This is a genomic window from Cupriavidus taiwanensis, from assembly GCF_900250115.1.
GTDB classification, from domain to species: Bacteria; Pseudomonadota; Gammaproteobacteria; order Burkholderiales; family Burkholderiaceae; genus Cupriavidus; species Cupriavidus taiwanensis_B.
On record NZ_LT984803.1, the window covers coordinates 967,871 to 985,228 of the forward strand.

15 protein-coding genes are annotated in these 17,358 nt (G+C 68.7%); 7 read left to right on the plus strand and 8 right to left on the minus strand.

Features of this window, described 5'->3' with window-relative positions; translation table 11 throughout:
- Window positions 1-179 precede the first annotated feature (179 nt).
- The 5 genes from guaD to xdhA form a co-directional block, all read right to left on the minus strand.
- Window positions 180-1,502: a guanine deaminase gene (gene guaD, locus CBM2586_RS04740; protein ID WP_115686938.1), complete on the minus strand. Its 1,323-nt coding sequence runs from the start codon at window positions 1,500-1,502 to the stop codon at window positions 180-182.
- Window positions 1,503-1,579: 77 nt separating this feature from the next.
- Window positions 1,580-2,635 carry an adenosine deaminase gene (locus tag CBM2586_RS04745; protein WP_115662633.1) on the minus strand — a complete coding sequence of 352 codons (1,056 nt, stop codon included), beginning with the start codon at window positions 2,633-2,635 and terminating at the stop codon, window positions 1,580-1,582.
- Between the two features lie 55 nt (window positions 2,636-2,690).
- Entirely contained in the window at window positions 2,691-3,680 is a 990-nt protein-coding gene (xdhC, locus tag CBM2586_RS04750; RefSeq protein WP_115662632.1) for a xanthine dehydrogenase accessory protein XdhC, read from the minus strand.
- Window positions 3,681-3,832: 152 nt separating this feature from the next.
- A complete protein-coding gene (gene xdhB, locus CBM2586_RS04755; RefSeq protein WP_115686939.1) occupies window positions 3,833-6,193 on the minus strand; it encodes a xanthine dehydrogenase molybdopterin binding subunit in 2,361 nt (786 codons plus the stop codon).
- A gap of 26 nt (window positions 6,194-6,219) precedes the next feature.
- Window positions 6,220-7,722, minus strand: a complete 1,503-nt coding sequence (gene xdhA / locus CBM2586_RS04760; RefSeq protein WP_115686940.1) for a xanthine dehydrogenase small subunit — start codon at window positions 7,720-7,722, stop codon at window positions 6,220-6,222.
- 230 nt (window positions 7,723-7,952) lie between these two features.
- Here xdhA and CBM2586_RS04765 point away from each other — a divergent pair, with 230 nt between their 5' ends.
- Window positions 7,953-8,900: a LysR substrate-binding domain-containing protein gene (locus tag CBM2586_RS04765; protein WP_010809162.1), complete on the plus strand. Its 948-nt coding sequence runs from the start codon at window positions 7,953-7,955 to the stop codon at window positions 8,898-8,900.
- A gap of 9 nt (window positions 8,901-8,909) precedes the next feature.
- Window positions 8,910-9,431, plus strand: coding sequence for a GrpB family protein (locus CBM2586_RS04770; protein WP_115686941.1), 522 nt, complete (start codon window positions 8,910-8,912; stop codon window positions 9,429-9,431).
- Between the two features lie 4 nt (window positions 9,432-9,435).
- Here CBM2586_RS04770 and CBM2586_RS04775 read toward each other — a convergent pair whose 3' ends face one another.
- Complete coding sequence (locus CBM2586_RS04775) at window positions 9,436-10,278, minus strand: substrate-binding domain-containing protein (protein ID WP_115662628.1); 843 nt, start codon at window positions 10,276-10,278, stop codon at window positions 9,436-9,438.
- 144 nt (window positions 10,279-10,422) lie between these two features.
- Here CBM2586_RS04775 and CBM2586_RS04780 point away from each other — a divergent pair, with 144 nt between their 5' ends.
- The 5 genes from CBM2586_RS04780 to CBM2586_RS04800 all read left to right on the plus strand — a co-directional run bounded on the left by CBM2586_RS04780 (window position 10,423) and on the right by CBM2586_RS04800 (window position 16,034).
- Window positions 10,423-11,520 carry a substrate-binding domain-containing protein gene (locus tag CBM2586_RS04780; protein ID WP_115662627.1) on the plus strand — a complete coding sequence of 366 codons (1,098 nt, stop codon included), beginning with the start codon at window positions 10,423-10,425 and terminating at the stop codon, window positions 11,518-11,520.
- 120 nt (window positions 11,521-11,640) lie between these two features.
- Window positions 11,641-12,240, plus strand: coding sequence for a DUF4126 domain-containing protein (locus tag CBM2586_RS04785; RefSeq protein WP_115662626.1), 600 nt, complete (start codon window positions 11,641-11,643; stop codon window positions 12,238-12,240).
- A gap of 84 nt (window positions 12,241-12,324) precedes the next feature.
- Entirely contained in the window at window positions 12,325-14,940 is a 2,616-nt protein-coding gene (locus tag CBM2586_RS04790) for an ABC transporter permease (protein ID WP_115686942.1), read from the plus strand.
- A 36-nt stretch (window positions 14,941-14,976) separates the two neighbouring features.
- Window positions 14,977-15,393 carry a group II truncated hemoglobin gene (locus tag CBM2586_RS04795; RefSeq protein ID WP_115686943.1) on the plus strand — a complete coding sequence of 139 codons (417 nt, stop codon included), beginning with the start codon at window positions 14,977-14,979 and terminating at the stop codon, window positions 15,391-15,393.
- A 44-nt stretch (window positions 15,394-15,437) separates the two neighbouring features.
- Window positions 15,438-16,034, plus strand: a complete 597-nt coding sequence (locus tag CBM2586_RS04800; RefSeq protein WP_115686944.1) for a DUF924 family protein — start codon at window positions 15,438-15,440, stop codon at window positions 16,032-16,034.
- 18 nt (window positions 16,035-16,052) lie between these two features.
- On the opposite strand, the gene CBM2586_RS04805 is transcribed toward CBM2586_RS04800, so the two are convergent.
- Both CBM2586_RS04805 and CBM2586_RS04810 read right to left on the minus strand, forming a co-directional pair.
- The gene (locus CBM2586_RS04805) at window positions 16,053-16,637 is read right to left on the minus strand and encodes a TIGR00730 family Rossman fold protein (RefSeq protein WP_115686945.1); all 585 of its coding nucleotides are present in this window, start codon (window positions 16,635-16,637) and stop codon (window positions 16,053-16,055) included.
- Entirely contained in the window at window positions 16,634-17,332 is a 699-nt protein-coding gene (locus CBM2586_RS04810) for a TetR/AcrR family transcriptional regulator (RefSeq protein WP_115662622.1), read from the minus strand. The genes CBM2586_RS04805 and CBM2586_RS04810 overlap by 4 nt, the downstream gene beginning before the upstream one ends.
- Window positions 17,333-17,358: the final 26 nt, after the last annotated feature.

The following is a 17,358-nucleotide window of genomic DNA, read 5'->3' on the forward strand; positions in this document are numbered from 1 at the left end:
ACCTTCTGATTGCGGTCGTTGGGTATCGGTGCGCGGCAAGAGTGGCCGCGGCGGAACCGCAAGGTTAGAAGGCTTTGTCGAAGGCAGTCTTGACGGTCGTCAAGCCGGTGGGACGGCGGAAGCGGTAAAGGCGGGTCCGCCGCAGGTGCGGCGGGCCCGAGATGCTGCGGTGTGGCGGATCAGGCTGCCGGGACGCTGGCCGGCTCGCCCATCACATAGACGCTGTCGATCACGCGGTCGTCGCCCAGCATGGCAAAGGCGAACAGTTCTTCCTCCAGCGTTTCGGAGCGGTTGCTGCGGCGTGCGATCAGCGGCGTGGCCTGCGGATCCAGCACGATGAAGTCCGCCTCGCAGCCCTCGCTGAAGCTGCCGACGCGGCCGGTCCAGCCCAGCGCCTCCGCCGCGGCGCGGGTGGCGAGATAGAACATGCGCAGCGCGGTCAGGTAGTAGCCGCCCATGCGCGCCACCTTGTGCGCGGCGTTCATGGTGCGGAACATCGAGAACGAGGTGCCGCCGCCGACGTCAGTGGCCAAGGTCACGTTCAGGCGGTTGGCATCGGACTGGTGGAAGTCATAAAAGCCGCTGCCGAGGAACAGGTTGGAAGTCGGGCAGTGCGCCACCGCGGCGCCGCTGTCGGCCAGCCGGCGGCGGTCGTCCTGGTCCAGGTAGATGGCGTGGCCGTACATCGCGCCGGGGCGCAGCAGGCCGTAGCGGTCGTAGACGTCGAGGTAGCTGCGCGCGTCCGGGAACAGCTCGGCCACCCATTTGACCTCGTCGCGGTTCTCCGCCACGTGGGTCTGGATAAAGGCGTCCGGATAGGCGCGCGCCAGTTCGCCGCAGGCGGCCAGCTGCGCCTCGGTCGAGGTCGGCGCGAAGCGCGGCGTGATCGCATACGACAGCCGTCCCTTGTTATGCCAGCGCGACAACAGGTCTGCGGAATCCCGGGCGCCGCTTTCGGCGGTGTCGCGCAGGAATTCGGGACAGTTGCGGTCCATCATTACCTTGCCGGTGACCATGCGCAGGTTGCGCGCCTCGCTTTCGGCGAAGAGGGCCTCGGCCGAGGCCTTGTGCACCGTGCTCCAGACCACCGCGCTGGTGGTGCCGTTGCGCAGCAGTTCCTCGGTGAAGAAGCCGGCCACGCCGCGCGCATAGTCGTGATCGGCGAAGCGGCGCTCTTCGGGGAAGGTGTAGGTGTCGAGCCAGTGCAGCAGGCCGGGCGACGGCGACGCGATCATGTCGGTCTGCGGGAAGTGCACGTGGGTGTCGATAAAGCCGGGCACGATCAGCTTGCCGCGGTGGTCGATGACCTCGGCGCCGGCCGGGATGCGCGCCGACAGCTGCGCGTAGTCGCCGGCGGCGGCGATGCGGCCGTCGGTGACGATCAGCACCCCGTCGTCCCAATACTGATACGCGTCCTCATGGAATTGCGGGTCGCGCAGGAAATGCAGCACGCGGCCGCGGATGGCACGGGTACGGGAGTCAGTGGTGGGGTGCGTCGTCATTGCTTTGTCTCTCGTGGCCGGCCCGCGCGGCACCGCATGGTGCAAGCAGCAGGCCGGGCTATTGGCATGCGCCGGGCTCAGGCCGCGGGGGCCGTCGCGGGCGGGGACTTGGGTGGAGCGGACCAGAAGTGGTCGACTTCCGCCAGGAACTCGGCCTTCTGCATGGCAGGCAGGAAGGCCGCTTCAAAACTGTTGCGGGCCAGCTTGTGCGCGTCGGCCGCATCCAGCGGCAGCGCGTCGAAGGTGGCTTCCCAGTTTGCATTCATATAGCCGCCGAAGTAGGCCGGGTCGTCCGAATGCAGGGTGATCGCGACGCCCGCGTCCAGCATGCGCTTGAGCGGGTGGTCGCGCAGGTCGGGGTAGACCTTGAGCTTGACGTTCGACAGCGGGCACACCGTCAGCGCCACGCGCTCGCGCGCCAGGCGCTCGACCAGCGCGGCATCGTCGATGGCGCGCACGCCGTGATCGATGCGCTCCGCCTTGAGGATGTCGAGGGCATCGGTCACGTATTGCGCCGGGCCTTCCTCGCCCGCGTGCGCCACCAGGTGCAGGCCGAGCTCGCGCGCGCGGGCGAACACGCGCGCGAATTTCTCGGGCGGATTGCCTTTTTCCGACGAATCGAGTCCGACCCCGACGAAGCGGTCGCGGTAGGGCAGCGCTGCTTCCAGCGTGGCGAACGCATCCTCTTCCGACAGATGGCGCAGGAAGCACAGGATCAGGCTGCTGGAGAAGTCGTACTCGGTGCGCGCCTGCGCCAGCGCATCGGCAATGCCGTCGATCACCACGCCGATCGGCACGCCACGCGCGGTATGGGTCTGCGGATCGAAGAAGATCTCGGCGTGGCGGACATTGTCGGCGACCGCGCGCTTGACGTAGTCCATGGTCATGTCGAAGAAATCTTCCTCGGTCAGCAGCACGCTGGCGCCGGCATAGTAGATGTCCAGGAACGACTGCAGGTCGGTGAAGGCATAGGCGGCGCGCAGCGCGTCGACGCTGGGGTAGGGCAGCGCCACCTGGTTGCGCTGCGCCAGCCGGAAGATCAGTTCCGGCTCAAGCGTGCCTTCGATATGCACATGCAGTTCGGCCTTGGGGGTGCGGCGGATCTGGTCCGCGAGCGCGGCATCGATGGTCATGGGGGCCTCGTTTCTGGGCTTTTCTGTGCCGGCCGGCAGCGCCGGCGGCACGGGTTCAGGGATGCACCGTCTCCGTGCGTCCCGCACGCAGCGCGGCAAGGCGCTGTTCGCGGACCTGGAGCAGCTGGGCGACGATGGCTACCGCAATCATAGCCGGAGCCTTGTCGGTGATCCCGGGAACCCCCATGGGGCATGTCATTTCCGCAAACCGGGCCGGGTCGATGCCGTGCTCGGCCATGCGGTGTTCAAAGCGCGCGCGCTTGGTCTTGGAGCCGATCAGGCCGAAGTAGGCGAAATCGGTGCGCTTGAGGATTTCCTCGCACAGGGTCTGGTCGAGCGCATGGCTGTGCGTCATCACCAGGAAGTAGCTGCCCGCCGGCGCCTGCGCTACCACGGCCTCGGGCGTGTCGCTGGCCTCGGCCTCGACGTTGTCGGGCAGGCCGCCGGGGAACAGCGTGTCGCGCTCGTCGACCCAGTGTACGCGGCACGGCAGCGTGGCCAGCACCTTGACCAGCGCATGGCCGACGTGGCCGGCGCCGAACAGCACCACGTGCATGGTGTCGGGCACCAGCGTGTCGGTCCAGCTGCCGTCCGCTTCCAGTTCCACGCCGGCGAGCACGGCGCGGCTGTCGCAAAAAGTCACCGCGCCGCTGGCCGGCACCCGGCGTTGCAGCGCGCGCTGCGCGGCGAAATTGCGCTCGACCGCATCGAGCCAGGCCAGGTCGGCCGGGCCCAGCACTTCGAAGGCGAGCTGCACCACCCCGCCGCAGCACTGCCCCAGCGCCGGGCCGAGCGGAATGCGCTCGATCCGGCGCGGCTCGCCGTCCACCAGCATCGCGCGGGCGATGTCCATGCCGCGCCATTCCAGGTGGCCGCCGCCGATGGTGCCGACCAGGTCGTCGGCGCTGACCAGCATGCGGATGCCGGCCTCGCGCGGCGCCGAGCCCTTGACCTCGACGATGGTGACCATCGCCACCGGCACGCCGGCGCGCACCATGCGGGCGGCGTCGGCGAAGCGGAAGGGTTTGAGCGGTGCGTCCTGCATGGTCGTGGCCTCGGGGAGATGCGGGTGATGTCTGGCGTTGCGTTGTGTCAGCGGTGGCGCGCGCCTGCTTCTTCCGCCGGCCCCTCGCCTGTCAACGCAGTCGAGGGGGGAAAGTCCGGGGGGTCCGCAGGCGCGCGCTTCCTTGCCACCGTTCAGGCTGCCTGCGCAGCCCCTTGCGCCGCCGCCGCGCGCACGGCGTCGACGGCGTCGAGGATAGCCTCGCTGGTGGCCGGAGCCTTCAGCGGCGGGTTGATGCGATAGTCGCCCAGCGCGGCCACGGCATCGCGAATCGCGAAGAACACCGAGAACGGCAGCAGCAGCGGCGGCTCGCCCACGGCCTTGGAACGGTGGATGCTGTCCTCGACGTTGCGGTTCTGGAACAGGCGCACGTTGAAGGCTTCCGGGCAGTCGTTGACCGTCGGGATCTTGTACGTCGACGGGGCGTGCGTCATCAGCTTGCCGTCCTTGTTCCACCACAGTTCCTCGGTGGTCAGCCAGCCCATGCCCTGGATAAAGGCGCCTTCGACCTGGCCGATGTCCAGCGCCGGGTTCAGCGAGCGGCCGGCGTCGTGCAGCGCGTCGGCGCGCAGCAGCTTCCATTCGCCGGTGAGCGTGTCGACCAGCACCTCGGAGCACGCGGCGCCGTAGGCGAAGTAGTAGAACGGGCGGCCCTGCAGCGTCTTCTGGTCCCAGTGCAGCTTGGGCGTGGTGTAGAAGCCGTCGGACCACAGCTGCACGCGCGCCACGTAGGCTTCGCGCGCCAGCTCGCCGAACGACAGGCGCAGCTCGCCGGCGCTGACCACATCGTCGTTGAAACGCACCGCGGACGACTCCACCCCCGCCTTGCGCGCGGCAAACGCGGCCAGGCGCTCGCGGATCTGGCGCGCGGCGTCCTGCGCGGCCTTGCCGTTAAGGTCGGCGCCGGTCGATGCCGCGGTGGCCGAGGTATTGGCCACCTTGCTGGTATCGGTCGCGGTCACGCGCACGCGCTCCATGCGGATGCCGAGCTCGTGCGCCACCACCATCGCCACCTTGGTGTTCAGGCCCTGGCCCATTTCAGTGCCGCCGTGGTTCACCAGCACCGAACCGTCGTTGTAGACGTGCACCAGCGCGCCGGCCTGGTTGAAGTGGGCCACGTTGAAGGAGATGCCGAACTTCACCGGGGTGATGGCGATGCCCTTCTTCAGCACCGGGCTGGTGGCGTTGAACGCGCGCGTGGCCTCGCGGCGGGCGCGGTATTCGCTGCTGGCCACCAGCTCGTCGATCAGCTCGTGGATGACGTTGTCTTCCACGGTCTGGCCGTAAGGCGTGACGTTGTTCTCGCCCTTGCCGTAGAAGTTGGCGCGGCGCACGTCCAGCGAATCCTTGCCGACCGTGCGGGCGATATTGTCCAGGATGTACTCGACCGCGAACGCGCCCTGCGGGCCGCCGAAGCCGCGAAAGGCGGTGTTGCTCTGCGTATTGGTCTTGCCGCAGTAGCCGTCGATCTGCACGTTCGGCAGCCAGTAGGCGTTGTCGAAGTGGCAGATGGCGCGGGTCATCACCGGGCCCGACAGGTCGGCCGAGAAGCCGGCGCGCGACACCATCTCGACCTTGACGCCTTCGATATGGCCCTCGTCGTCGTGGCCGACGCTGTAGTCGAACACGAAGTCATGGCGCTTGCCGGTGATCATCATGTCGTCGTCGCGGTCCGGGCGCAGCTTGACCGGGCACATCAGCTTCCACGCCGCCAGCGCGGCGCAGCACGCAAACAGCGCCGACTGCGATTCCTTGCCGCCGAAGCCGCCGCCCATGCGGCGGCATTCGACCAGCACCTGGTGCGCCTGCCAGCCCAGCATATGGCACACCGCGTGCTGCATCTCGGTCGGGTGCTGGGTCGAGCACCACACTTGCATGCCGTCGTTCTCGCGCGGCGCGGCGTAGGAGATCTGGCCTTCCAGGTAGAACTGCTCCTGGCCACCCAGGTGGATCTCGCCGCTGTCCTGGTGGGTGGCGCCGGCAATGCGCGCGGCCGGTTCGCCGCGGGTCAGGTGCATCGGCGGCAGCACATAGCTGCCGGCCTCGTGCGCGGCCTGCGGCGACAGCACCGGCGGCAGGTCTTCATAGTCGATCACGCCGAGGCGGGCGGCGCGGCGGGCCGCGTCATGCGAGGTCGCCACCACGATAAAGACCGGCTGGCCGATGAACTGCACCACGTCGCGCGCCAGGATCGGGTCGTCGTGGATGATCGGGCCGCAGTCGTTGGTGCCGGGGATGTCGTCCACCGTCAGCACGTCGACCACGCCCGGCGCGGCGCGCACCTTGTCGAGCGAGACCGACTTGATGCGCGCGTGCGCGCGGGTGCTCATGCCGAGCGCGGCGTGCAGCGTGCCGGCCAGCTCGGGGATGTCGTCGGTGTAGGTGGCGGTGCCGGCCACATGCAGGTGGGCGGATTCGTGCGGACGCGAGATGCCGACCTGCGGTACCTGTTCGGCGGCGGCGTCGAGCAGGAAGGGTTCGGTTTGCTTGTTCATGCCGATGTCGTTCCTTGTTCTCCGGCTCAGGCCGTGGCGGTTTGGTTGATGCCGGCGCCGGGGGCGCGGACATTGACGGCTGCGGCGGGCATCGCGTCGGCGTTGGTTTCCAGCCAGAACCGGTACAGCAGGTTGGCGGCACCGCGGCTGCGGTACGACGCGGTCGCGCGCATGTCGGTGAGCGGCGTGTAGTCCTGCGCCAGCGCGGCCATGCCGGCGCGGGCGGTGGCTTCGTTCCACGGCTGGCCGGTCAGCGCCGCCTCGGTCGCGGCGGCGCGCTTGGGCGTCGCGGCCATGCCGCCGAAGGCGATGCGGGCCTGCGTGACGATGCCGTCCTGCACGATGATGCCGAACGCGGCGCACACCGCGGAAATATCCTCGTCAAAGCGTTTGGACAGCTTGTAGGTGCGGAAGTGCTGCGGGCCGGCCACCGGCACGCGCAGCGCGGCGACGAACTCGCCTGGCTGCATCGCGGTCTTCTGGTACGCCAGGTACAGGTCTTCGAGCGGCAGCGTGCGGCGCGTCTCGCCGTGCTGCAGCACCACTTGCGCGCCCAGTGCGATCAGCGCCGGCATCGAATCGCCGATGGGAGAGCCGTTGGCGATATTGCCGCCCAGCGTGCCGGCATTGCGGATCGGCAGCGAGGCGAAGCGCTTCCACAGTTCTTCCAGCTCGGGATGCGCGGCGTTGAGTGCGGCGTAGGCCTTTTCCAGCGTCACCGCGGCGCCGATCTCGATCATGCCGTCGCGTTGCTCGATCTGGTTCAGGTCTTCGACCTGGCCCACGTAGAGCAGGCTGCCGAGCTCGCGGAACTGCTTGGTGACCCACAGGCCCACGTCGGTGCTGCCGGCGAGGATGCGGATGTCGGGCTGCGCCGCCTTGATCGCGCCGAACTCGGCCGCGGTGCGCGGGGCGAAGAACTCCTGCCCCTGCGCGCGGTAGCGGAAGGTTTCGCCGCGCTTGAGGTTGCGCAGCGTGTCGGCGATCTGGCGGGGGTCGAGCTTGTCCGCGCTGGGGGCGGGCAGGGCCATCATGCGTTCGCCGGCATCGATGATCGGGCGGTAGCCGGTGCAGCGGCACAGGTTGCCGGTCAGCGCGTCGCAGATGGTCTGGCGCGAGGACGCCGCGCCGCCCGGCGTGTGCTGCTGGTACAGTGCCCACAGCGACATCACGAAGCCCGGGGTGCAGAAGCCGCACTGCGAGCCGTGGCACTCGACCATGGCCTCCTGTACCGGATGCAGGTTGCCGTCGGCCTGGCGCAGGTCCTCGACCGTGATCAGGGCCTTGCCGTCGAGCGTGGGCAGGAACTGGATGCAGGCGTTGACCGCCTTGAATTCGACGTCGCCGCCGTCCTGCAGCTCGCCGATCACGACGGTGCAGGCGCCGCAGTCGCCTTCGGCGCAGCCTTCCTTGGTGCCGGTGCAGCGCGCGTCTTCACGCAGATACTGCAGCACGGTGCGGGTAATGGGGGCGTCGGATACTTCCTTGACCTGGCCGCGATGGAAAAAGCGGATGGTTTGCGTCTCCATGGTCTTCTCTCTCTTGGTGATGGCGGAAACATAGCACCCGGGACTTTCCAGCAATATTCGGCCCAGGTGATATGCCCCATCAGCGGGCACCCTGGACGGTGCGCCGCCGCACCAGGCGGCGCCCCCCGGCAGTGGGTGATTTGACCGATTGTGGGGTGCCTGTCATACACTATGCGCCGTTCCCATCCCCCACGCCACCCATCCGGCCGCGCCGGAGGGCCGCCATCGCCATGCACGGACGCGACCATCTCGATACCTATTTGCTGCGGGTGCTCCATACCCTGCTCACCGAGCAGAGCGTGACCCGCACCGCCGTGCGCCTAGGCCAGTCCCAGCCCGCCATCAGCAATACCCTGAAGCGCCTGCGCGAGATCACCGGCGATGCCATTTTGGTGCGGGGCAAAAACGGCATGGTGCCCACCGAGCGCGGCCGCGAACTGCTGGCCCTGGCCGAGCAGAGCCTGGCGGCGATGGACCGCATCGCGCGGCCGCCGCAGCAGTTCGACCCGGCCACCACGACGCGCACCTTCCACCTTGGCGCCCCCGACTACCTGGACGCCTTCTTCCTGCCCAATATCGTCGAGCGCGTGCGGCGGCTGGCGCCGGGTGCCAAGCTGTTCGTGCATCCGATGACGTCGTCGTCGGATTTCCTCGACGACCTCGAGCAAGGGCAGCTGGATATCGTGGTCGGCAACTGGCTGTCGCCGCCCGAGCATCTGCATATCTCGCCGCTGTTCGACGATGAGGTGGTGTGCATGCTGGGCGCCCAGCACCCGCTGGCGCGCAAGGGGCTGACGCTCAAGCACTACCTGGAGATGCCGCACTTGGCGCCGGCGCCCTATGCGTCGATGCAGCGCAGCATGATCGACCAGGCGCTCGCCGAGCAGGGCTACAAGCGCAATATCCAGGTCACGCTGCCGTATTTCGGGCTGGTGCCGTACGTGCTGATGAAGACCGACATGGTCTTCACCACCGGCCGGCAGTTCGCCGCGCACTATGCGCAGTACCTGCCGATCCGGATGGTGCCGTCGCCGGTATCGTTCCCCCGCATGCGCTTCTACCAGCTATGGCACGAGCGCTGCCATGCCGCGCCGGACGTGATGTGGATCCGGCGCATGATCGCGGAGGTAGCGGCGGATCTGCCGCAGTTGCCGAGGCTGGAGGCCGAGGCGGGCTGAGGCGGCGCGATGTCCGGTGATGGCGGGGAACGGTTGCGGCTCGATCCTTCCGCAGCGACCGGTGGCGCCGCGGAGCGCTTATTCCGGGCGCTCCGTCGTCGCCTCGCCGCGATCCTGCCGGCCGACGCCGTCATAGAGCATGTCGGTGCCACGGCAGTGGGCGGCTGCCTGACCAAGGGTGATCTCGATATCTGCGTGCGGGTCAGCGAGGAAACGTTTGCCGAGGCCGATCGGGCGCTGGGCGCTCTGTATGAAAGAAACCTGGACTCGGTGCGTACGGCTGATTTTTCCGCCTTCAAGCACGACGGCCTGCGGCCAACAGTGGGCATCCAGCTGGTGGCGCGTGGCGCGCCCCTAGACGTATTTGTTCGCTTCCGTGATTGCCTGCGGGCTGATCCCGTATTGGTCGAGCACTACAATGCGCTGAAGCGCAGCTACGATGGCGCGGCAATGAGCGACTACCGCGCAGCCAAATCGGCCTTTATTGAGCAGGTGCTGGGCGCAGCCGGCAAGGCGACAGCCACTCAATAGGACGTCATTTGGCCTTGTGGTCCGGAAAAAACAGCTGCTCCCCATCCACCTTATACCCCGCAATCGCCTCCTGCCCTTCTCTTGACGTGATCCACTCGACCAGCTTCATCGCGTCCTTGTAGTTGGTGCCCGGATGTTTGGCCGGGTTGACCGCGATGATGCCGTAGGGATTGAACATCTTCGGATCGCCCTCGATGGCGATCGCCAGGCCGGTCTTGGCACGGTAGGCGCCGTAGGTGGCGCGGTCCGACAGCGTATAGGCCGGCATCTGCGCCGCCATGGTCAGCACCTCGCCCATGCCCAGGCCGGCGTTGACGTACCACGGCTGGCCCTTGGGCTCGATGCCGATCTGTTTCCAGTAGTCCTTCTCCATCACGTCGGTGCCGGAATTGTCGCCGCGCGAGATGAACTTGCTGCCGCTGGCGGCGAGCTTGCGGAACCCGGCCAGCACGTCCTTGCCGCCCTGCACGCCCTTGAGGCCGGCCGGGTCGCTGGCGGGCCCGACCACGATGAAATCGTTGTACATCACGTCGCGCCGGTTGACGCCGTAGCCGGCGGCGACGAAGGCGTCTTCCAGCTTGCGCGCGTGCACCAGCAACACGTCGACATCGCCCATCTCGCCCATCTTCATGGCCTTGCCCGAGCCCACCGCGATGACTTTCACGGTGACGCCTGATTGGTGCTCGAAACGCGGCAGCAGGTATTTGAGCAGGCCGGAGTTGTCGGTGCTGGTGGTGGTGGCGAGCTTGATCTCGCCGGCATGCGCGGCCGACAGCAGGCCGAGGCAGAGCAGCGGCACGGCGAGGTGGCGCGCGCGGCGGCGCAAGGATTGGGCACGGCGGGACATGGGCGATCTCCTCGTTATTATGTTTTTACCGACATAATTGATTTTGCCTTCGGATCTCACGGAGAATCCGGCAAAACAACATAAGAATGGGGTATTCATTGTGGTCCAGCCGAGATCGACAAGTAAATATGTAGCGGGGAACCTATGACCTTCCGCTTCGACCTGTTTCCGGTGATCGCCTCCGACGACAATCCGCGCGCCAATGCCAAGGTGTTCCAGCTGCTCAAGGCCGTGCGCGAAACCGGATCGCTGCACCGCGCCGCGCGCGAGATCGGGCTGTCGTACCGCCACGCCTGGGGGGTGATGCGGTCGTGGGAAGAGATGCTTGGCCGCAGCATGCTGGATATGGAGCGCGGGCGCGGCGCCTCGCTGACGCGCTTCGGCGAGCGGCTGCTGCGCGCCGAGCTGCGCCTGCGCGAGTCGATCGAGCCGGCGGTGCAGCGCGCCATGGCGGAGTTCATTGCCGAGCTGGACGATGCCCAGCAGCCGCAGTCGTGCGTGCATTTCACCGGCAGCCACGACCCGGCGGTGGAGGTGCTGGCCGCCGCGCTGGGCACGGCCGGGAGTCCGCTGCAACTTGATACGGTGTTCTGCGGCAGCGTGGAGGGGCTGATCTGCCTGCAGGAGCGCCAGTCCGAGCTGGCCGGGTTCTATGTCTCGCCGGTGCAGACCGCGGGCTCGGTGGCGCATGTGACCTTGCGCAAGTGGCTGCGGCCAGGCGCGGTGCGGCTGCTGCGGCTGGCGTGGCGCGAGCAGGGCCTGATCCTGGCGCCGGAGCTGGCGCGCGAGGTACCCGACCTGCGCGGCCTGGCGCGCAGCCAGGCGCGCTTCGTCAACCGGCAGCGCAGTTCGGGCACGCGCATGCTGTTCGACCAGCTGCTGGCCGCCGAGGGCCTGTATCCGGACCAGATCGCCGGCTACGACGAAACCGAGTTCAGCAACGAAAAAGTGGCGGAAGCCGTGCACAGCGGCCGGGCCCAGGCGGGATTCGGGCTGCGCATGAACGCCGAGGCCCACGGCCTGGCGTTCGTGCCGCTGACGCGCGAGGCCTATTACCTGGCGTTGCGCAAGAACGACCAGACCGCCGGCTGGATGGGCGCGCTGCTGGCCTTGCTGGCCGATCCGGCCTTTGCGCGGCGCATCGAGGCGCTGCCCGGCTACGCCATGGCCGAGCCGGCGGGCATCCTGACGCCGCAGGAGGCGCTGCCGTGGTTCGGCCCGGACGGCAAGGAAGACGGCTGAGGGCCTGACCTTCCCCGACCGCGCACGGCCGGGCGCACCGCGCGCGGGTCCGTATTACACTCCCTGCCAGGGCGCGCCGATGTCTGCACCGGCCCGCGCCGGACCCTTGCAAGGAGCGCCATGCTGGAAACCGCCGCGCTGGCCGCGGGCATGTCCTGGGCCAGCGGCTTTCGCCTCTATCTGGCCGTGCTGGCCGCCGGAGTGCTGGCGCGGCTGGGCTGGCTGGAACTGCCGCCCGGGCTGCAGCCGCTGGAGTCCTGGTGGGTGATCGGCGTGGCCGCGGTGCTTGCCGTGGCCGAGTTCGTCGCTGACAAGGTGCCGGCTTTCGACACCGTCTGGGACGGCATCCATACCTTCATCCGCATTCCGGCCGGGGCGATCCTGGCGGCCGCCGCGTTCGGCCAGCTGGATCCGCAATGGGTGGTGGCGGCGGGGCTGGTCGGCGGCACGCTGGCCGGCACCGCGCATGCGGTCAAGGCCGGCACGCGAGCGCTGATCAACGTGTCGCCGGAACCGTTTTCCAACTGGACGGCCTCATTCACTGAGGACCTGACCGCCACCGGCAGCCTGCTGCTGGCGTTCTTCGTGCCGGTGCTGTTCCTGGTCCTGCTGGCGGTGTTCCTGGTGGGCGCGGTGTGGCTGCTGCCGAAGTTGTGGCGCGGGGTGCGCCGCCTCCATGCCAGCCTGCGCGGCGCGGCCCGGCATGACGTGACGCGCTAGCGGCGCGGCCGTTCCCGCCAGCTTTTTGCATTGCCTGACTGACCCGAGGCGCACCGGCGCCAGCAACCAAGAACCAACCAACCGATGCCTTCCGAGTCCGCCATCGACGTCCCGGCCACCGCCGCACAGTCCGCCGGACTGCATGCCGCCGCTGGCGGCAAGTTTTCCGCCTGGCGCCAGGCGCTGCGCATGGCCCGGCGCGACTGGCTCGCGGGCGAACTCTACCTGCTGCTGTTTGCGCTGGTGCTGGCCGTGGCCGCGCTGACCAGCGTGGGCTTCATGGCCGACCGCATGCGGCTGGGCCTTGAGCGCGACGCGCGGCAGATGATTGCCTCGGATGTGCTGCTGGTGGCCGACCAGCCGTTCCACGCCGCGTTTGCGCAGCGCGCCCGGGCAGCGGGCCTGGTGGTGGCGCAGACCGTCACCTTCCCCAGCATGGCCACCGCCAACGTCAACGCGCGCGACGGCGCCGAGCCGCCCAGCCAGCTGGCCGCGCTCAAGGCGGTGACCGACGGCTATCCGCTGCGTGGCCGGCTCAGGGTGGCCGGCGCGCCGGGCGGGCCGGACGCGCCCGCGGACGGCATTCCCGCGCCGGGCACGGTATGGGTCGACGAAGCGCTGCTTGGCGCGCTGGGCGTAGCGGTGGGCGACAGCCTGCGGCTGGGCAGCCGCAGCTTTCGCATCGACCGCATCATCACGCAGGAACTCGACCGCGGCACCGGCTTCATGAATTTCGCGCCGCGCGTGCTGATGCCGCTGTCGGACCTGGACAGCACCGGCCTGATCGGCTGGGGCAGCCGCGTCACCTACCGGCTGCTGGTGGCGGGCCCCGATGCCGCCGGCGCGGCCTTCCGGAAATGGGCCCAGGACGAGATCGAACGCCGCCGGCTGCGCAATACGCGGGTCGAGTCGCTGGAATCCGGCCAGCCGCAGATGCGTGCCACGCTGGATCGCGCCGAGCGCTTCCTGTCGCTGGTGGCGGTGCTGTCGTCGATGATCGCGGCGGTGGCGATCGCGATGTCGGCGCGCCGCTATATGCAGCGCCACACCGACGCCTGCGCGGTCTACAAGTGCCTGGGGCTGTCGCGCGGGCAGATCCTGCGAACCTTCGGGCTGGAATTCCTGCTGGTCGGCGCGGGCGGCGCGCTGGCCGGCGTGCTGCTCGGCTACCTGGCGCACTATGGCCTGCTGCTGTCGCTGGGCGGGCTGCTCAAGGTGTCGCTGCCGCAGCCGTCGCTGCTGCCGGCGCTGGTGGGCGTGCTGGCCGGGCTGGTGCTGCTGGCCGGGTTTGCGCTGCCGCCGCTGCTGGCGCTGACGCGGGTCGCGCCGCTGCGGGTGCTGCGGCGCGATATCGGGCTGCCGCCGGTGTCGGCCTGGGTGGCCTACGCGCTGGGGCTGGGCGCCTTTGTCGCGTTGCTGCTGGTGGCGGCGCGCGACCTGCGCCTCGGCCTGACCACCGCCGGCGGCTTTGTCGCCGCCGGGGTGGTGTTCGGGGTGCTGGCGCTGGGCCTGCTGACGCTGCTGTCGCGGCTGCTGCGCGGACGCCTGCGCGGGCGCGCGGCGATGGGCTGGCGTTTTGCGCTGGCGGTGCTGGAGCGCCGCCGCGGGGTCACGGTGCTGCAGACCGTGGCGCTGGCGGTGGGACTGATGGCGCTGCTGCTGCTCGGCATGACCCGCAACGACCTGGTCGATTCCTGGCGCAACGCCACGCCGGCCGACGCCCCCAACCGCTTCATCATCAATATCCAGCCGGACCAGCGCGAGCCCCTGCGCCAGATGCTGGCCGGCGCCGGCATCGCCGACCTGCTGTACCCGATGGTGCGCGGGCGCCTGACCCATATCGGCGAGCGCGCCATCCGCAGCGACAGCTTCGAGGACGGGCGCGCGCGCAACCTGGTCGAGCGCGAGTTCAACCTGTCCTATACCGATGCGCTGCCGGAAGGCAACCGCGTCATCGCCGGGCGCTGGTCGAACGGGTCCGACGGCGCCGTGGCGGGCGCGTCGGTGGAAGAGGGCATCGCCAAGACCCTGGGCATCCGGCTCGGCGACACGCTGCGCTTCGACGTCGCCGGCCAGCCGGTGCAGGCGCGCGTGACCTCGCTGCGCAAGCTCGACTGGGGCTCGATGCGCGTCAACTTCTTCGTGATCCTGCCGCCGCGGGCAATGCAGGGCATGCCCGAGACCTACATCACCTCGTTCCACCTGCCGGCCGCCAGCGCCGCGCTGGGCAACCGGCTGATCGCGGCCTTTCCCAACATCACCGTGGTCAACACCGACATGATCCTGCGCCAGATCCAGGACATCCTGGACCAGGTGATCGCGGCGGTGGAGTTCCTGTTCGTGTTCACGCTGGCCGCCGGCGTGACGGTGCTGTACGCGGCGTTGTCCGGCGCGCGCGACGAGCGCATGCGCGACGCGGGACTGCTCAAGGCGCTGGGCGCCTCGGCCGCGCTGGTGCGGCAGACGCAGTATGCCGAGTTCCTGGTGGTGGGTGGCCTTGCCGGCCTGCTGGCCAGCCTGGGCGCGATCGCGGTGGGCTGGGGGCTGTCGCAGTTCGTGTTCGACTTCCCCTACCGCTTCAATGCGTGGATCGTGCCGGTTGGCGTGGTTTCTGGCATGCTGTGCGCTTTTGCCGGCGGCTGGCTGGGCCTGCGCGAAGTGCTGCGCCAGCCCGCGCTGGCAACCTTGCGCGATGCCTGAGCCCGCGTGCCGGCGCCGCCGCAGACCGAGTGTGTGATGAGTACTGAATCCGACGACAAGCCCGGCAATGCCGAGGTCACTGCCTTTGAACTGGTGGGCGGCGAGGCGCGCGTGCGCGAACTGGTCGACCGCTTCTACGACCTGATGGACCTGGAGCCGCAGTTCGCGGCGCTGCGCGCGCTGCACCCGCCGTCGCTCGAGGGCTCGCGCGACAAGCTGTTCTGGTTCCTGTGCGGCTGGCTGGGCGGCCCCAACCACTTTATCGAGCGCTTCGGCCATCCGCGCCTGCGCGCGCGGCATATGCCGTTCGAGATCGGCGTCAGCGAGCGCGACCAGTGGATGCGCTGCATGGCGCTGGCGATGCAGGACATCGGCCTGCCCGAAGACCTGCAGCTGCGCCTGATGCAGGCCTTCTACCAGACCGCCGACTGGATGCGCAACGTGGCGCGCTGAGGCGCCCACGCTGCCGTTTCTACACCGAGAGCTTGCCCCTGCCGATGACAGCCCAACTGCCTGAAGACGCCCTGCGGGTGCTGGATTTCTGGTTCGACCGGCCCGGGTCGGCCGCCTGGAATACGGCGCGGCCGCAATGGTTCACCAAGTCGGATGCGTTCGACGCGCAGATTCGCGCGAACTTCCTGTCCGACTGGCAGGTCGCCTGCGACGGGGGGGCTGACGACTGGTCGGTCACGCCCGAGGGCGCCTGCGCGCGCGTGGTGCTGCTGGACCAGTTCCCGCGCAACATGTTCCGCAACGATGCGCGCAGCTTCGGCACCGATGCGCAGGCACTGGCACTGGCCAAGCGCATCGTCGCCAGCGGCATCGACCGCGCGCTGCCGACCGACTACCACCGCATGTTCTGCTACATGCCCTTTGAGCATTCCGAGGCGCTGGAAGACCAGGACGAGGCGGTGCGCCTGATGACGCAGCTGCGCGAAGCCAGCGGCGGGGTGGTGGATGCCGTCGAGTGGGCCGAGAAACACCGCGTGATCATCGCGCGCTTTGGCCGCTTCCCGCACCGCAATGCGGTGCTGGGCCGGCACAGTAGCGCCGAGGAGCAGGCGTTCCTGCGGCAGCCGGGCTCGTCGTTCTGAGCCAGGCCCGGGGCGCGCTCAGGTCTGGTCGCGCGCCTGCTGCCACTTGTCGACGCGCACGCGCGGCGCGGCCGCCAGCTGCGCCAGCAGGCCGGCGGGCGTGTCGCCCACGTGCAGCAGCTCGGCATGCACCTGCTTCAGGAAGCCTTCGCGCACCGCGTGCGACAGGAAGCCCAGCATGCCGTCGTAGAACCCGGCCAGGTTCAGCAAGCCCACCGGCTTGGCGTGGTAGCCCAGCTGCAGCCAGGTGAAGGTCTCGAACAGTTCCTCGAAAGTGCCCACGCCGCCGGGCATGGCGACGAAGGCGTCGGCGCGGTCGGCCATCATCTGCTTGCGTTCGTGCATGTTGCGCACCACGTGCAGCTCGGTCAGGCCGCGGTGGCCGACTTCCTTCTGCATCAGCGCTTCGGGGATGATGCCGACGGCATGGCCGCCGTGTTCCAGCACGGCGTCGGCGACGATGCCCATCAGGCCGACCTTGCCGCCGCCGTACACCAGCGTCAGGCCGCTTTCGGCCAGGGTGCGGCCGAGCAGGCGCGCGCCCTCGGCATATTCGGGACGATTGCCGGGACTGGACCCGCAATACACGCAGACGGATTTCACTTTGCTTCCTTTGCCGCGCCGGCGGCCCTGGCGGCCGCGTAGTCGCGCGCCAGCTGGTCGAATGCCTCCCGCGCCCGGCCGCGCAGGTAGGGCGCCAGGATCGAGAAGATGTGGTAGCTCGAGCCGTGCAGGTAGCCGCGGATCTGCTCGGGGTCGTTGTACTGGCGCGGATGCTGCACGAACTGGAACGACAGCCAGTAGGTGGCGATCACCACCATGTTGGTGCAGATGGCCTCGACCTGCTCGGGCGTGGCTTCCATCTCGCCGTCCTCGATGAACTGGCGGCAGATCTCGTGCGCAAAGCGCTGCTTCTGCTCGACGATGCGCTTGAAGTTGGTCTCCAGCATCCGGTTGCGCGCCAGCAGGTCGTTGATGTCGCGGTACAGGAAGCGGTAGTTCCACAGGAACTCGGACATGTACTGCAGGTAGCCCCAGCTCTCGTCGAGCGTGGCCTTGTGGTCTTCCGGCATCTTCAGGCGGCGCTCCATCTCCTGCTCGAAGCGCACGAAGATCGAGTTGATGATGTCGTCCTTGTTGCGGAAGTGGTAGTAGAGATTGCCGGGGCTGATCTCCATCGCTTCCGCGATGGTGGTGGTGGTGACGTTGGGCTCGCCGACTTCGTTGAACAGGCGCAGCGAGACGTCGAGGATGCGGTCCCTGGTGCGGCGGGGTCCGGTTTGCGGTTTCGGTTCCATGGGCGTCCGGGCGATCGGTGCGATCG

Excerpts from the sequence above, each read along its gene's own strand:
- guaD (WP_115686938.1), bottom strand. The coding sequence starts at position 1,502 with ATGACGACGCACCCCACCACTGACTCCCGTACCCGTGCCATCCGCGGC.
- CBM2586_RS04745 (WP_115662633.1), bottom strand. The coding sequence starts at position 2,635 with ATGACCATCGATGCCGCGCTCGCGGACCAGATCCGCCGCACCCCCAAG.
- xdhC (WP_115662632.1), bottom strand. The coding sequence starts at position 3,680 with ATGCAGGACGCACCGCTCAAACCCTTCCGCTTCGCCGACGCCGCCCGC.
- xdhB (WP_115686939.1), bottom strand. The coding sequence starts at position 6,193 with ATGAACAAGCAAACCGAACCCTTCCTGCTCGACGCCGCCGCCGAACAG.
- xdhA (WP_115686940.1), bottom strand. The coding sequence starts at position 7,722 with ATGGAGACGCAAACCATCCGCTTTTTCCATCGCGGCCAGGTCAAGGAA.
- CBM2586_RS04765 (WP_010809162.1), top strand. The coding sequence starts at position 7,953 with ATGCACGGACGCGACCATCTCGATACCTATTTGCTGCGGGTGCTCCAT.
- CBM2586_RS04770 (WP_115686941.1), top strand. The coding sequence starts at position 8,910 with ATGTCCGGTGATGGCGGGGAACGGTTGCGGCTCGATCCTTCCGCAGCG.
- CBM2586_RS04775 (WP_115662628.1), bottom strand. The coding sequence starts at position 10,278 with ATGTCCCGCCGTGCCCAATCCTTGCGCCGCCGCGCGCGCCACCTCGCC.
- CBM2586_RS04780 (WP_115662627.1), top strand. The coding sequence starts at position 10,423 with ATGACCTTCCGCTTCGACCTGTTTCCGGTGATCGCCTCCGACGACAAT.
- CBM2586_RS04785 (WP_115662626.1), top strand. The coding sequence starts at position 11,641 with ATGCTGGAAACCGCCGCGCTGGCCGCGGGCATGTCCTGGGCCAGCGGC.
- CBM2586_RS04790 (WP_115686942.1), top strand. The coding sequence starts at position 12,325 with ATGCCTTCCGAGTCCGCCATCGACGTCCCGGCCACCGCCGCACAGTCC.
- CBM2586_RS04795 (WP_115686943.1), top strand. The coding sequence starts at position 14,977 with ATGAGTACTGAATCCGACGACAAGCCCGGCAATGCCGAGGTCACTGCC.
- CBM2586_RS04800 (WP_115686944.1), top strand. The coding sequence starts at position 15,438 with ATGACAGCCCAACTGCCTGAAGACGCCCTGCGGGTGCTGGATTTCTGG.
- CBM2586_RS04810 (WP_115662622.1), bottom strand. The coding sequence starts at position 17,332 with ATGGAACCGAAACCGCAAACCGGACCCCGCCGCACCAGGGACCGCATC.